The organism is Nocardioides terrae, from assembly GCF_900112345.1.
Taxonomy (GTDB): Bacteria; Actinomycetota; Actinomycetes; order Propionibacteriales; family Nocardioidaceae; genus Nocardioides; species Nocardioides terrae.
Map to the genome: position 1 here is coordinate 1 of NZ_FOLB01000025.1, position 13,576 is coordinate 13,576.

At 71.5% G+C, this 13,576-nt stretch carries 13 protein-coding genes; 12 read left to right on the forward strand and 1 reads right to left on the reverse strand.

The window, feature by feature from the left end; translation table 11 throughout:
- Positions 1–1,114 precede the first annotated feature (1,114 nt).
- Positions 1,115–2,248 carry a CHAT domain-containing protein gene (locus tag BM236_RS19155; protein WP_175507754.1) on the forward strand — a complete coding sequence of 378 codons (1,134 nt, stop codon included), beginning with the start codon at positions 1,115–1,117 and terminating at the stop codon, positions 2,246–2,248.
- Between the two features lie 85 nt (positions 2,249–2,333).
- Positions 2,334–2,627 carry a hypothetical protein gene (locus BM236_RS18340; RefSeq protein ID WP_091126703.1) on the forward strand — a complete coding sequence of 98 codons (294 nt, stop codon included), beginning with the start codon at positions 2,334–2,336 and terminating at the stop codon, positions 2,625–2,627.
- Between the two features lie 164 nt (positions 2,628–2,791).
- Here the strand turns inward: BM236_RS18340 and BM236_RS18345 are convergent, their stop codons facing one another.
- Positions 2,792–3,586 carry a deoxyribonuclease IV gene (locus BM236_RS18345; protein WP_091126704.1) on the reverse strand — a complete coding sequence of 265 codons (795 nt, stop codon included), beginning with the start codon at positions 3,584–3,586 and terminating at the stop codon, positions 2,792–2,794.
- A gap of 584 nt (positions 3,587–4,170) precedes the next feature.
- Here BM236_RS18345 and BM236_RS18350 point away from each other — a divergent pair.
- From BM236_RS18350 to rplI, 10 genes are all read left to right on the forward strand, one after another.
- Positions 4,171–6,342, forward strand: a complete 2,172-nt coding sequence (locus BM236_RS18350) for a hypothetical protein (protein ID WP_139230168.1) — start codon at positions 4,171–4,173, stop codon at positions 6,340–6,342.
- A 50-nt stretch (positions 6,343–6,392) separates the two neighbouring features.
- A complete protein-coding gene (locus tag BM236_RS18355) occupies positions 6,393–6,695 on the forward strand; it encodes a metal-sensitive transcriptional regulator (RefSeq protein WP_091126708.1) in 303 nt (100 codons plus the stop codon).
- 21 nt (positions 6,696–6,716) lie between these two features.
- Positions 6,717–6,920 carry a heavy-metal-associated domain-containing protein gene (locus tag BM236_RS18360; RefSeq protein ID WP_091126710.1) on the forward strand — a complete coding sequence of 68 codons (204 nt, stop codon included), beginning with the start codon at positions 6,717–6,719 and terminating at the stop codon, positions 6,918–6,920.
- Between the two features lie 7 nt (positions 6,921–6,927).
- Positions 6,928–9,135 carry a heavy metal translocating P-type ATPase gene (locus BM236_RS18365; RefSeq protein ID WP_091126711.1) on the forward strand — a complete coding sequence of 736 codons (2,208 nt, stop codon included), beginning with the start codon at positions 6,928–6,930 and terminating at the stop codon, positions 9,133–9,135.
- A gap of 124 nt (positions 9,136–9,259) precedes the next feature.
- A complete protein-coding gene (locus BM236_RS18370) occupies positions 9,260–10,234 on the forward strand; it encodes an acetylxylan esterase (protein WP_091126713.1) in 975 nt (324 codons plus the stop codon).
- Positions 10,231–11,466, forward strand: coding sequence for a D-arabinono-1,4-lactone oxidase (locus BM236_RS18375; RefSeq protein ID WP_091126715.1), 1,236 nt, complete (start codon positions 10,231–10,233; stop codon positions 11,464–11,466). Before BM236_RS18370 ends, BM236_RS18375 begins: the two co-directional genes overlap by 4 nt.
- A 128-nt stretch (positions 11,467–11,594) precedes the next feature.
- Complete coding sequence (gene rpsF, locus BM236_RS18380; RefSeq protein WP_091126716.1) at positions 11,595–11,882, forward strand: 30S ribosomal protein S6; 288 nt, start codon at positions 11,595–11,597, stop codon at positions 11,880–11,882.
- 89 nt (positions 11,883–11,971) lie between these two features.
- On the forward strand, positions 11,972–12,553 hold the full coding sequence (locus BM236_RS18385) for a single-stranded DNA-binding protein (RefSeq protein ID WP_091126718.1): 582 nt from the start codon (positions 11,972–11,974) through the stop codon (positions 12,551–12,553).
- Between the two features lie 172 nt (positions 12,554–12,725).
- Positions 12,726–12,962, forward strand: a complete 237-nt coding sequence (rpsR, locus tag BM236_RS18390) for a 30S ribosomal protein S18 (protein WP_091126719.1) — start codon at positions 12,726–12,728, stop codon at positions 12,960–12,962.
- 13 nt (positions 12,963–12,975) lie between these two features.
- Positions 12,976–13,428, forward strand: coding sequence for a 50S ribosomal protein L9 (gene rplI / locus BM236_RS18395; protein WP_091126720.1), 453 nt, complete (start codon positions 12,976–12,978; stop codon positions 13,426–13,428).
- Positions 13,429–13,576 lie beyond the last annotated feature (148 nt).

Genomic DNA, 13,576 nt, shown 5'->3' on the forward strand with positions numbered 1-13,576 from the left:
ACTAGATCAGTGCGACCACGCGCTGGACTTCCCAGACCTGCCTCGAGACGTCCGGGGTGTCCTCCTGGCCCAGAAGGCTGTCATCCTCAGGCGCAGCGGCCAGACATCGAAGGCGCTGGCCACGTTCGGGGACGCGATTGAGGCGCTCCGTGAAGTCCCCGGTGAGCTCGCGAAGGCTTACAACAATCGCGGGACTGCACAGCTCGAGTACGGCGATGCCGGAGCCGCTGCTGTGGACTACGCGGCAGCCGCGCGCCAGTTCGCAACTATCGGCGAGCGCGAATCTGAGGCCAAGGCCAGCCACAATCTCGGCTATGCCTTGTATCGGGCGGGGGATCTGGTGGGAGCGCTGAGCGCCATGGCGGCGGCTCACCGAGTCCTCGGACCGATCAGCCCGGTCAACAATGCCGTGTGCGAGCAGGACCAGGCCGAGGTGTTGCTGACGGTTGGCCTAGTCAGCGAGGGCACTGCGCGGCTCAAAGGGGCGGCACGCGACTATGGCAGCCGGCGCCTGCGCCAGAGGCAGGCCGTTGCCGAGCTCGCTCTCGCAACCGGTCTTCGTAATCATGACGCCGTTGCTGCCTGCACTGCAGCGAAGACGGCGACGCGGCGGTTCCGGGCACTCGGTGCCCAACGGTGGCAGGTCCGAGCTGAAGCTGAGGCTCTGGCCGCGCAGATCGAGCTCGGCGACAATCGCCGCCGCTTCATCCAGGACGCCGACCGCTTGGTTGACGCGTTGCAGGAGCAAGGCATGCGTTGGCCGGCCACCCGCACGCGTCTTCTCTCGGCGCGGGTTGCGTTGCGCCGCGGTGACCTCGCCGGCGCCAAGGGGCGGCTCGCTGGCGTCCGCATCTCGGGAGCGCCGCTCGATGTACGGCTTCTAGCGGCTGACCTTCGCGCAGAACTGGCCTCGGCCGGAGGTGGGCGCTCGATCGCGTTCAAGCACCTGAGGGCTGGCCTCGAAGAGCTGCATGCGTGGCAGGCGTCGTTCGGGTCCCTCGACCTTCAGACCAATATCGCCGGAAGCGGAGTCAGCCTCGGTCGACGAGGACTTGATCTGGCCCTGGCGTCCCGGCGTCCGGCGACGCTCCTGGAGTGGTCCGAGCGCGCCCGGATGCTCGCGTCACGGGTCCAGCCGGTGCGGCCGCCGCAGAATCCCGAGATCGTCGACGGCCTGGCCGAGCTGCGTGGAGAGGTGACGCCTCAGCGCGAGGCGGAGCTGAGGGCGAGGATTCGCGAGCTCGCCTGGCAGCACGGCGGGTCGCGGGAGGTGATGGACCCCGTGTCGCTGGGGTCGCTGCAGGAGGCGCTGGGCGGGTCCACGGCGCTGGCCGCCTACGTCGTCGCCGCCGAGCAGATCGTCGCGCTCGTCGTGACCGACTCCGCTGCGGTGTGGCACGACCTCGGACCGAAGTCGGAACTGGACGACCTGCTCGCCGGCCTGCTCCCCGACCTCGACATGGCCGCCTCCGACCTGCCCGACCCGATCGGTCCGGTCGTCCGCGGCGGACTCGTCTCACGACTGGAGGGTCTCGCCACCCTCCTCGTCGCTCCGTTGACCGGCGACCTGGGTGACCGCGGCGTGGTGCTCACCCCCTCGGGCGTCCTCGCCGGTCTGCCCTGGACCCTGCTCCCCGGCCTCGCCGGGCGACCGGTCACCGTGGCGCAGTCGGCGACCTCCTGGCTCGCCCGCCGGGCGACCCCGCTGCGCACCGCCTCGGCCGGCTTCGTCGCCGGCCCACGGGTGGCGCGCGCCGAGGACGAGGTCACGGCGGCCGCCAAGGAGTGGACCTCCGCCGCGGTCCTGACCAACTCAGCAGCCACTGCCGAGGCGGTCTCCGCCCTGGCGGCGAGCGTCGACGTCCTCCACGTCGCGGCCCACGGCCAGCACTCCGCCGAGAATCCGCTCTTCTCCGGCCTGCAGCTCGCCGACGGGCTCTGGTTCGGCTACGACATCGACCAGCTCGCGGCCGTGCCCGACGTCGTCCTGCTCAGCGCCTGCGAGGTGGGACGCTCCACCGTCCGCTGGGGCGAGGAGCTCATCGGCATGGCGACCGCATGGCTGCACGCCGGCGCCCGCTGCGTGATCGCGTCGGCCGCGGCGGTCGCGGACCAGGCGGCGTACGACGCCCTGCTGACCGTCCACCACGGCCTCGCCCACGGCCTGGAGCCCGCCGCCGCTCTCGCCGCCGCCGTACCGGAGGCGACCTCCGACCGCCCCCCGGTGCCGTTCGTCTGCTTCGGCTGAGCTGGATCTGCTCGTCCGACGTCGGGCGTATCAGCGACGTCGGAGGCCGCTCCTCAACCCCGACATGACCGGGGAGGAGCCACACATGACCATGCTTCAGGCCGCGACCGAGGACCGGATCGCCATCCACACCGTCAAGAACCCCGCCGCGGGCCAGCTCGTCGAGATCGGTGCCGGCAACCGGCTGGACGTGAAGTTCACCCACGGGCTCACCTCGAGCTGGGAGGTCGTCACGCGGCCGGTCAACCTGGTGCCGCTCGCGGTCGGTCGGGCGTCGTTCAGCTTCCTGGCGTTCCGGACGGACGTGCCGGTCCAGGAGCTGGTGCTGCGCCGGAGCAGCGGCGAGACGCGGACGCTCCGGGTGGTCACGCAGCCGTAGCGGTCACTGCAGCGGTCACCGGGTCTCGCTACGGTCGCTGCGCGACCTCCTCGACCGGCGTGCGGGTCACGCACCCGTCGTCCGACTAACTGCTGGGAGACGTCGGATCGGGCGGATCCCAGCTTGGCATCCGCCAGCGGTTGGTCGCGGACTACCCGACCGGGTCAGCCGATCCGCTCCCGCATCCACGCGAAGTCGGCCTTGTGCTCGGCGGCGCCGCCAGGGGTCTCACAGATGACCGGCGCGCCGGCGTCGCGGACGACGGCGGCGAGCAGGTCGGGGTCGATCCGGCCGGCACCGAAGTTGGCGTGCCGGTCCGCGCCGGAGTCGAAGTCGTCACGGGAGTCGTTGGCGTGCACCAGGTCGATCCGACCGGTGATCTTGCGGACGTCCTCCACCACCGTCTCCAGGGCGTTGCCGCCCGCGTGGGCGTGACAGGTGTCGAGGCAGAACCCGACCCGGTCGAACTGCTCGGTCGCCGAGATCGCGTCGAAGACGCCCGCGATCCGGTCGAGGTAGCGCGTCATCGCGTTGTCACCGCCCGCGGTGTTCTCGATCAGCAGGGGCAGCTTGAGGTCGGTCGCCTCGATCGCCTTGCGCCAGTTGTCGAAGCCCTTCGCGGGGTCGTCGGCCTTGTTGACGTGCCCGCCGTGCACGATCAGCCCCTTCGCGCCGATCGAGGCGGCCGCGTCGACGTGCTGCTGGAGCAGCTTGCGGGACGGGATCCGGATCCGGTTGTTCGTCGTGGCCACGTTGATGATGTAGGGCGCGTGGACGTAGAGGGAGACACCCGCGGCCTCGGCGTCGGCCCGTAGCGCGTCGGCCCCGCCGGCGTACGCGAGCTCCGGCCCCTTGTAGTCCTGCGGATCACCGAGGAAGAACTGGACGACCGTCGTGCCGCGCGCCTGCGCCTCCGCGACCGGGTCGCGCTGATCGACATGGGCTCCGATGACCACCATGCCGACCAGCCTAGGCGGCATCACCGACACCAGGACCCGGTGCAGCGGGCGCCGGCCAGGGGAGACGACGGTAGATCGTCCTCGGACCACCAACGGCGTGGCTCGCGGGCTGGTGGTCTGCTCGACGCCTCGGGGTCGAGAGCTGGGGTGGCACCGCGACGGCCAACGCATTGGCCACGACTCCGGAGGACTCGCTCACCGTGCCCTTCTGGGACCAGGCCCCTGCTGGCGGCAAACGACGCCGTGTTCACGTCCGCCTCGCGCGCGACGCAGGACGCGCTCACCGAGCGCTACCGCGTCCGTTGGCACGTCCCGTCGGCTCGTCGTGGACCGGCGGTTCCCGGCGGATCTCCGCGATCTGCGGGCACTCTTCTCCGTGCACCACCGCTTCGGCGAGGTGTCGGTCTTCCGGGTGCCGGCCGGGGACTGAGCTGGCGCTGCCGACGGGCCGTGCGCCTTCGCGATCTGAGCCTGAGGGCGGACTGCACCTAACATTGCGCGGCGTGATCGCCCGTCTGCTACGCGTGCCCGTCCCACTCGCGGCAGCGTGCGTCGCTGCGACGGTCGCGCTTCACGCGGCGGACGTGCCTTACAGCCAGACACTGCGCTTCATCGCGCTGCAGACGGTGGGGTACGTCGTCCCGGGGACTCTGCTGTGGCGCGCGCTGCGACGGCGGACGGTCTCGTGGCTGCACGACGCGACGCTCGGCACCATCCTGGCCCACGCGATCACCGTGCTCGTCTTCCTTGGCGGGCGCGCGGGGGGATTGCCGCAGGTGGTCTGGGTCGTGCCCGTCGCGACGATTGGCGCGTTCCTCGCCGTGCCCTCGCTGCGCGGCTACTGGCTGACGCCGCCTCGGCACCGCGAGCCGGCCTGGTTCACCTGGGGCATCGCGGTCGGCGTGATCCTGATCTGCAGCTGGTTCGGGGTCTATTCGGTCAAGGCGCCGATCGCCGGGCCGGCGCTGAACCTGCAACCGGTCGACTACGCCTACCTCCTCTCGCTGGCCGGCGAGGTGCGCAACCACATGCCGCCGACCACGCCGTACCTCGTCGACGAACGTCTGGACTACCACTGGTTCACGTTCGCCGACGTCGCGGCGATGAACTGGCAGGGCGGCCAGGACCTTGACCTGTTGCTCTTCCGCCTCGGGCCGCTCTGGTGCGTGGTCAACGCTTTCATCGCCTTCGGCCTGCTGGGCGCGCGGATGGCCGGTCGCAGATCGGTCGCCCTGGTCGCCCTCGCGATCGCCGTCCTGGTCGGCAGCGTGAACCTCCTCCATGGTGCCGACACCTACGTCGTGGACAGCACGCTGCTGATGGTCAACTGGATGGGCAGTCCGACCCAGGGCTTCGGCCAGCTCCTCGCAGTCGCGGTGCTCTACGTCGCCGTCGGCATCCTGCGTGGCACCTCGGATGGATGGCGGGCATGGCTGCTGTTCGGCGTGCTCAGCGGCGTGCTGATGGGGGCGAAGGCGACGTTCGTGCCTGTGTTGGGGGCCGGCGTGGCGCTGGTCGTGGTCATCGGCCTCCTGCGCAATCGGCGGGTGCCGCTGCCGGCCCTCGCCATGGGTTGCGTGCTGGCGGTGGAGCTGGCGTTCGCACAGATCATCCTCTTCGGCGGTGCACGTCAGGGCCTCACCGTCGACCCGGGGGCCGACATGCGCCGGCTCGGAGCGATGATCGCGGTCCCGGCGGACAGCGGCACGCTGCCGCTCGTCGCCGTCAGTGCCGCGATCGTGCTCGGCTGGCTGGCGCCACTGGCCGGCGCCGCGCTCCTCCTGCTGCGGCCGCGGCCGCCCGCCGGTCGACCCGGACCCAGCGACCCGGCGACGCAGCTAGTGGCCGGCATGGTGGCCGCCGCGGTGGCCGTCGCCGTGCTGCTCGCCCATCCCGGCTACAGCCAGTACTTCTTCCTGCGCTCGGGGCTCCCCTTCGGCTACCTGCTGGTCGCGTGCGGCCTTGCACGACTCGACGATCTCGGTGTCAGGCGCGCGGCTGGGTGGTGGTTGGTCGTCGCCGGTGCGGGCGGAGCGGCGTACGTCGGCCTGAGCCGCTTCGTCACCCGGGCCCCCCTGGACGAGGCCGCGACCGCGCGCCGTGCCCTGCTCCTGGTCGTCGGGGTCCTGGTCGTGGCGGGTGTCGCATGGCTTCTCGGACGCCGGATGGGGCGGCGGCTGCACGTACCCGGGCGGGCCACCCTGGCGCTGGGCTGCGTGGCAGTGGCGACGCTGGGCATGGGAACGGTGCGCGCCGTCGACATCGCTGTGACCTATCCGGCGCCGGCGTTCGATCCGGTGGCGAACCCGATCGACAACGGCCCGATCCCAGTGGGCGGCGTCAGCGCCGGGCACTTCGTCAGGGACCATTCGGGCCCCGAAGACATGGTCGCGACCAATGCGCACTGCGCGGCCCCGGTCGGCCCGTGCAACCCTCGCACCTTCTGGATCTCCGCCTACACCGAGCGGCGCATCGTGCTCGAGGGCTGGGGCTACACGGCGACGGCGAACGACGCGGAGCCGGACCCGACGGCAGCGCTCACGCTTCCCTACTGGAACCCACGGCTACAGGCACTCAACGACGCTGTCTTCACCGTGCCCTCGGCGACCGCCCTGAAGGCGCTCACGGATCGCTACCCGGTGCGCTGGCTGGTGGTCGACAGTCGCTTCCCCGTGAACCTCGCCGGTCTCCGCACGCTCCTCCCCGAGCACCGGCGCTTCGGCAAGGTGGTCGTCTTCCGCGTGAGGGCGCACTGACCGGGAGACGACCTCGTCAGATCTATACCCTATGGGGGTATGCTCGCGGCATGAGCCAGCACCCCGGGTACGCCGACAGCAAGGCCGACCACCTCAAGCGACTGCGTCGCATCGAGGGCCAGGTCCGCGGCCTGCAGCGGATGGTCGAGGAGGAGCAGTACTGCATCGACGTACTCACCCAGATCTCCGCGGCCACCAAGGCGTTGCAGTCGGTCGCGCTGGGGCTGCTGGACGAGCACCTCGGGCACTGCGTCGCCGACGCGGTGCGCAGCTCCGGCCCGCACGGCGGCCCCGAGGCCGACGCCAAGATCCGTGAGGCCAGCGACGCCATCGCGCGCCTGGTCCGCTCCTGAATCGATCCGTAGGAGAAGCAGATGAGCACCCAGAGCTACGTCGTCACCGGGATGACCTGCGCGCACTGCGTCGCGTCCGTCACCGAGGAGGTCTCGGACGTCAACGGAGTGACCGCCGTCGCCGTCGACCTCGAGACCGGCGCGCTGCAGGTCACCTCCGATCAGCCGGTCCCCGACGAGGCCGTCCGGGCCGCCGTCGAGGAAGCCGGCTACCAGCTGGCCTGAGCACGCCATGACCACGACGGAGAAGGTCGACCTCGCGATCGGCGGGATGACCTGCGCATCCTGCGCCAACCGCGTCGAGCGCAAGCTCAACAAGCTCGACGGCGTGACGGCCTCGGTCAACTTCGCGACCGAGAAGGCGCGGGTGGAGTACGCGGGCAAGGTCACGCCCGACGAGCTGGTCGCAGCCGTCGAGGCCGCCGGCTACACGGCGACGCTGGCTCGCGCCGAGACGACCGTCTCGGCCGTCGATCCAGACGCTCCGCTGCGGCAGCGGCTTCTCGTCTCCGCGTTGCTGAGCATGCCGGTCGTGGCGATGGCGATGGTGTCGGCCCTTCAGTTCACGAATTGGCAGTGGCTCTCCCTGACGTTGGCCGCTCCGGTCGTCGTCTGGGGCGGCTGGCCCTTCCACCGCTCGGCGTGGGTCAACCTGCGGCACCGCGCCTCGACGATGGACACCCTCGTCTCGCTCGGCACGCTGGCCGCGTTCGGCTGGTCGGTCTACGCGCTCTTCTGGGGCACCGCCGGCGAGCCCGGGATGACCGACCCGTTCTCGCTGACGATCGAGCGCACCGACGGCGCCGAGATGATCTACCTCGAGGCCGCAGCCGGGGTAACGACCCTGATCCTCGCCGGCCGCTACGCCGAGGCCCGTTCCAAGCGCCGCGCCGGCGCGGCCATCCGGGCCCTGCTCGAGCTCGGTGCGAAGTCCGTCACGGTGCTCCGGGACGGCCTCGAGACGATGGTCCCGGTCGACGACCTGCACGTCGGCGACCTCTTCGTGGTTCGGCCGGGCGAGAAGATCGCGACCGACGGCGTCGTCGAGTCCGGGTCGTCGGCGGTCGACGCCTCGTTGCTGTCCGGGGAGTCGGTGCCGGTCGACGTACAGCCCGGCGACCCGGTCGTCGGGGCCACGGTCAACGCTGGCGGCCGTCTGGTCGTCCGCGCGAGCCGGGTCGGCGCCGACACGCAGCTCGCCCAACTGGCGAGGCTGGTCGAGGACGCCCAGCACGGCAAGGCCGAGGTGCAGCGCCTGGCCGATCGGATCTCCGCGGTGTTCGTCCCGATCGTGCTGGTGCTGGCCGCCGCGACGCTCGGCTTCTGGGTCGTCGCCGGATGGGGCGTCGCCGCGGCGGTCACCGCCGCCGTCTCGGTCCTCGTCATCGCCTGCCCGTGTGCCCTCGGGCTCGCCACGCCGACCGCGCTGATGGTCGGCACCGGCCGTGGCGCCCAGCTCGGCGTCGTCATCAAGGGTCCGGAGGTCCTCGAGTCGACCCGCCGGGCGGACACCGTCGTGTTGGACAAGACCGGCACGGTGACGACGGGTGTGATGGCGGTGACCGGCGTGCACCCCGCGTCGGGCGTCTCCTCCGCGGAGGTCCTCCGGCTCGCCGGGGCGGTCGAGGCGGCCTCCGAGCACCCCATTGCACGAGCGATCACGACGGCGGCCTCCGCCTCCGCCGGAGAAAGAGATGACTTGGTCGGTGTCCCAGCCGCCCTGGAGGCGACCAACCCATCTGTTCTCGCCCTCCCGGAGGTGACCGACTTCGTCGCCACCCCGGGCGTCGGCGTCGAGGGCACGGTGGACGGCCGCCGGGTGAGCGTCGCCCGCAGCACGGACGGCGGCGTCGACACGGCCGTCGACGTGTACCGCGACGGTCACCGGCTGGGCACGATCACCGTGGCCGACGAGATCAAGCCGACGTCGTACGACGCCCTGCGCGACCTGACCGGCCTGGGGCTGCGACCCGTCCTGCTCACCGGTGACGCCCGAGGCGTGGCGGAGAGGGTCGCCGCCGAGCTCGGGATCCACGAGGTCCACGCGGAGGTCCTCCCTCCGGACAAGGTCGACGTCGTCCGCCGCCTGCAGTCGCAGGGCCGGGTGGTCGCCATGGTCGGCGACGGCGTCAACGACGCGGCCGCGCTCGCGACGGCCGACCTCGGCATCGCGATGGGGACGGGCACCGACGCCGCGATCGAGGCCTCCGACCTGACCGTGACCAGCGGCGACCTGCGCAGCGCCGCCACCGCGATCCGGCTCTCCCGCCGCACTCTCGCGGTCATCAAGGGCAACCTCTTCTGGGCGTTCGCCTACAACGTCGCGGCGATCCCGCTCGCCATGTCCGGACTCCTCCAGCCGATGATCGCCGGCGCCGCCATGGCCTTCTCCTCGGTCTTCGTCGTCGGCAACAGCCTGCGCCTCCGCCGGTTCGAGTGACCGTTTCGCTGGTCGAGTAGCCGCCGAGCGCCAGCGAGGTGGCGTATCGAGACCCGGTGGTCTCGAACCGCCCGCTCGTCCCTCGCGGGCTACTCGACCAGCGAGGGTCACTAGGCTCGCCACCGTGCCGCGGATCGACCTGACCCTGCCCGAGCTGTGGGACTACCGCCCGGAGCTGCCCGAACCATCCGGCTTCGACGCGTTCTGGTCGCGGACGCTGAGCGAGCAGGCGGGGTACCCGCTCGCCGTCACGCTCGAGCCGGTCGACAACGGGCTGGTGGCGGTGGAGACGTTCGACCTCACCTTCGCCGGGTTCGGCGGCGACCCGGTGCGCGCCTGGCTGCACCTCCCCGCGGCGGCGCTGCGGGACACCGAGCGCCTCCCGGGAGTGGTGCAGTTCCAGGGTTACAACGGTGGCCGGGGGCTGCCGCACGAGCACGTCTTCTGGGCGCTGGCGGGCTATGCCCACCTGGTCATGGACACCCGCGGCCAGGGCAGCGGCTGGACGACCGGCGCGACCGGCGACCCGCACGGCTCCGGGCCGAGCACTCCGGGCTTCCTCACCCGCGGCATCGGCCACCCGGACGCCCACTTCTACCGCCGGGTCTTCGTCGACGCCGTGCGCGCGGTCGAGGTGCTGCGCGGCCACGACCTCGTCGACCCCGACCGGGTCGCCGTCACCGGCATCAGCCAGGGCGGCGGGATCGCGCTGGCGGCGGGCGCGCTGGCGGACGGGGTCGCGGCGGTCATGCCCGACGTACCGTTCCTCTGCGACTTCCGCCGCGCCGCCGACCTCCCGACGCTCGACCCCTACGCCGAGATCGGGCGCTACCTCGCCGCGCACCGCGACGAGGTCGACCTGGTCTTCGACACGCTGGCGCACTTCGACGGGGCGTTGATGGCGCGTCGGGCGACCGCGCCCGCGCTCTTCTCCGTCGCTGTGGCAGACACGATCTGTCCGCCGTCGACCGTCTTCGCCGCCCACCACTCCTACCGTGCCGCCAAGGAGATCGCCGTCTACGAGTTCAACGACCACGAGGGCGGCGGGCCGTTCCAGCAGGCACGCCAGGCCGCCTGGCTCGCCGAGGTCCTCGCATGAGCGTCGGGACGACCTGGGCCGGCTCGCACGAGTACGTCGCCCGCGAGCTGCGCCGTCCGGCATCGCTGCCCGAGCTGGCCGAGCTGGTGGCGGCCACCCCGCGGTTGCGCGCGCTCGGCAGCAGGCACTCCTTCACCGACCTCGCCGACTCGCCGGGCGTGCTGGTCGACGTGACCGGCCTCCCGGGCGAGGTCGAGATCGACACCGACCGCAAGATCGCCCGGGCGCCGGCCGGGCTGCGCTACGGCGACCTCGCGGCGACCCTGCACGCCGCCGGCTGGGCGCTGGCCGCGATGGCCTCGCTGCCCCACATCAGCGTCGCCGGGGCGGTCGCCACCGGAACCCACGGATCGGGGAACGCGATCGGCTCGCTCGCCTCGGCCGTGGCGGCCATCGAGCTGGTCGACGGCAGCGGCCGTGCGGTCCGGCTCGAGCGCGGCGACGACGACTTCGCCGGAGCGGTGGTCGCGCTGGGCTGCCTGGGGATCGTCACCACCGTCGAGCTCGACCTCGAGCCGGCGTACGACGTCAGCCAGCTGGTCCTCGAGGGCCTCGCCTGGGACGACCTGCTCGGGCGCGTCGACGAGGTCACTGCGGCGGCCACCTCCGTCTCGGTCTTCACGCGCTGGACCGGCGCGGCCGTCGGTCAGGTGTGGCTCAAGGAGCGCGGCACGCCCCGGGTCCTCGACGCCACCCGGCCTGCGCCCGTGCAGCGGCACATGATCGACGGGATGGGCGTCGAGAACACCACCGCCCAGCTCGGCGTGCCCGGGCCGTGGCACGAGCGGCTGCCGCACTTCCGGATGGGGTTCACCCCGAGCGCGGGGGAGGAGCTGCAGTCGGAGTTCTTCGTCCCCCGCGCCCGGCTGGCCGAGGCGCTCGCCGCCGTCCGCGCGATCGGGCAACTCGTCGAGCCGGAGCTGCTGGTCTCGGAGATCCGCACCATCGCGGGGGACGACCTCTGGCTCTCCGGCGCGTACGGCGGCGACGCGGCCGCCCTCCACTTCACCTGGGCGCGCCATCCGCTGCAGGTCCACCCCCTGGTCGAGCGGGTCGAGGAGGCGCTTTCGCCCTTCGGGGCACGGCCGCACTGGGGCAAGGTGTTCCGGTCGCAGGAGGCCGCGATCGCGCCGCTCTACCCGCGCTGGACCGACTTCCGGGCGCTGGCCGAACGGTTCGACCCGGAGGGCCGCTTCCGCAACGCGTGGACGGCGCGGGTGCTCGGGGCCTGACGTTTTCAGCACGGCGTACCCACGCTGTTAGCCTGTGCTGTCCTCTCCGACCTGGGGGAGGACTTCGCAATAGCCCTCCTGCCACGGAGAGACCGTGGCCGCTGAGTCCAGAGGAGGTGGAGATCGCTATGCGTGCTTATGAAGTGATGGTCATCCTTGACCCGAGTCTCGACGAGCGCACCGTTGCTCCGTCGCTCGACAAGTACCTCAACGTCATCCGCACCGACGGTGGAACCGTCGACAACGTGGAGGTGTGGGGTCGTCGTCGCCTGTCGTACGAGATCAAGAAGAACGCCGAGGGCATCTACGCCGTGGTCACGCTGACCGCGGAGCCCGCGACGGTCAAGGAGCTCGACCGCCAGCTGACGCTGAACGAGTCCATCCTGCGCACGAAGGTCATCCGCCCGGGCAAGTGAGCCCTGTGGATCGACCCCGCCAGTGTCGGCGGCATCCGACAGGATGGTCACCGACACCGGCACCGACCAGAACGAGCTAGGGAGTACTCATGGCAGGCGACACCGTCATCACCGTGATCGGCAACCTCACCGACGACCCGGAGCTTCGCTTCACGCCGTCGGGTGCTGCGGTCGCCAACTTCACGGTGGCGTCGACCCCCCGCACCTTCAAGCGTGAGTCGAACAGCTGGGAGGACGGCGAGACGCTGTTCCTGCGCTGCTCGATCTGGCGCCAGGCTGCGGAGAACGTCGCCGAGTCCCTGACCCGTGGCACCCGCGTCATCGTCCAGGGCCGGCTCGTGTCGCGCTCCTACGAGGACCGCGAGGGCCAGAAGCGCACCGTCAACGAGCTGCAGGTCGACGAGATCGGCCCGTCGCTCACCTGGGCCACCGCCAAGGTGACCCGGGCCTCCCGCCAGGGTGGCAGCGGCGGTGGCGGCTTCGGCGGCCAGCAGTCCGGCGGTGGCCAGCAGGGCGGTGGCCAGCAGGCCAACGACCCGTGGGCCACGCCCGCAGCCCCGTCCGCTCCGGCGGCCGGCGGCGGTGGGTACGCCGGCGGTGGCGGCCAGTCCGCCCCGGCGAACGATCCGTGGGGTGCTCCCGGGGTCGGCTCGGACGAGCCCCCGTTCTGATTCACCGCCCCGCTGCCGAGCCTGCGAGGCAGCGGATCAGGCGGGGAGATCGAGGAGCGCCACGGCTGAGCGAAGCGAAGCCGTGATGCGCGTCTCGAGATCCAGCACCAACCCGAAACCGAATCCGTAACCATTCCGGCGCGAGCCGGGCTTCTAGAGAGGAAGCACCACAATGGCCAAGGCAGTGATTCGCAAGCCCAAGAAGAAGGTTTGCCAGTTCTGCAAGGAGAAGGCGACCGGCGTCGACTACAAGGACGCCGCCCTGCTCCGGAAGTTCATCTCCGACCGCGGCAAGATCCGCGCGCGTCGGGTCACCGGCAACTGCGTCCAGCACCAGCGCGACGTGGCCATCGCCGTCAAGAACGCCCGTGAGGTCGCCCTGCTGCCCTACACCTCGACCGGTCGCTGAGAGGAGCTGACACATGGCTACCAAGATCATCCTGACCCAGGAGGTCGTCGGCCTCGGCTCCGCCGGTGACATCGTCGAGGTCAAGGACGGCTACGCCCGTAACTACCTCGTCCCGCGGGGCGACGCGATCCGTTGGACCCGCGGCGCCGAGAAGCAGGTCGAGACCATCAAGAAGGCCCGTGCGGCCCGCGCGCTGCGCGACGCCGACCACGCCGGCCAGGTCAAGGCCAAGCTCGAGTCCGGGCCGGTCGCGCTCAAGGTGCGCTCCGGCAAGGAGGGCCGTCTGTTCGGCTCCGTCACCGTCGGTGACGTGGCGGAGGCCCTGTCCGCCGTCGCGGGCGAGTCGGTCGACAAGCGCACCGTCGTGATCGGCAACCCGATCAAGTCGCTCGGTTCGCACCAGGTCTCCGTCCGGCTGCACGACGAGGTGTCCGCCACGGTGGCCCTCAACGTCATCCCTGCCTGACGTTTCCTACCGCAGCAGCGGGGTCGGTCCTTCGGGACCGGCCCCGCTGCCGTCTCGATACGCGCCTCACGGCTTCGCAGGCTCAGCCCTGGCGCACTCGACCTCCCCGCCTCATCCGCCGCCTCGCAGGCTCGGCGGCGGGGCGGTG

Bases quoted from the DNA above. Each gene is read 5' to 3' on its own strand.
- rpsR (WP_091126719.1), top strand. From the start codon at position 12,726: ATGGCCAAGGCAGTGATTCGCAAGCCCAAGAAGAAGGTTTGCCAGTTC.
- BM236_RS18345 (WP_091126704.1), bottom strand. From the start codon at position 3,586: ATGGTGGTCATCGGAGCCCATGTCGATCAGCGCGACCCGGTCGCGGAG.
- rplI (WP_091126720.1), top strand. From the start codon at position 12,976: ATGGCTACCAAGATCATCCTGACCCAGGAGGTCGTCGGCCTCGGCTCC.
- BM236_RS18355 (WP_091126708.1), top strand. From the start codon at position 6,393: ATGAGCCAGCACCCCGGGTACGCCGACAGCAAGGCCGACCACCTCAAG.
- BM236_RS18365 (WP_091126711.1), top strand. From the start codon at position 6,928: ATGACCACGACGGAGAAGGTCGACCTCGCGATCGGCGGGATGACCTGC.
- rpsF (WP_091126716.1), top strand. From the start codon at position 11,595: ATGCGTGCTTATGAAGTGATGGTCATCCTTGACCCGAGTCTCGACGAG.
- BM236_RS18340 (WP_091126703.1), top strand. From the start codon at position 2,334: ATGACCATGCTTCAGGCCGCGACCGAGGACCGGATCGCCATCCACACC.
- BM236_RS18360 (WP_091126710.1), top strand. From the start codon at position 6,717: ATGAGCACCCAGAGCTACGTCGTCACCGGGATGACCTGCGCGCACTGC.
- BM236_RS18375 (WP_091126715.1), top strand. From the start codon at position 10,231: ATGAGCGTCGGGACGACCTGGGCCGGCTCGCACGAGTACGTCGCCCGC.
- BM236_RS18385 (WP_091126718.1), top strand. From the start codon at position 11,972: ATGGCAGGCGACACCGTCATCACCGTGATCGGCAACCTCACCGACGAC.
- BM236_RS19155 (WP_175507754.1), top strand. From the start codon at position 1,115: ATGCTCGCGTCACGGGTCCAGCCGGTGCGGCCGCCGCAGAATCCCGAG.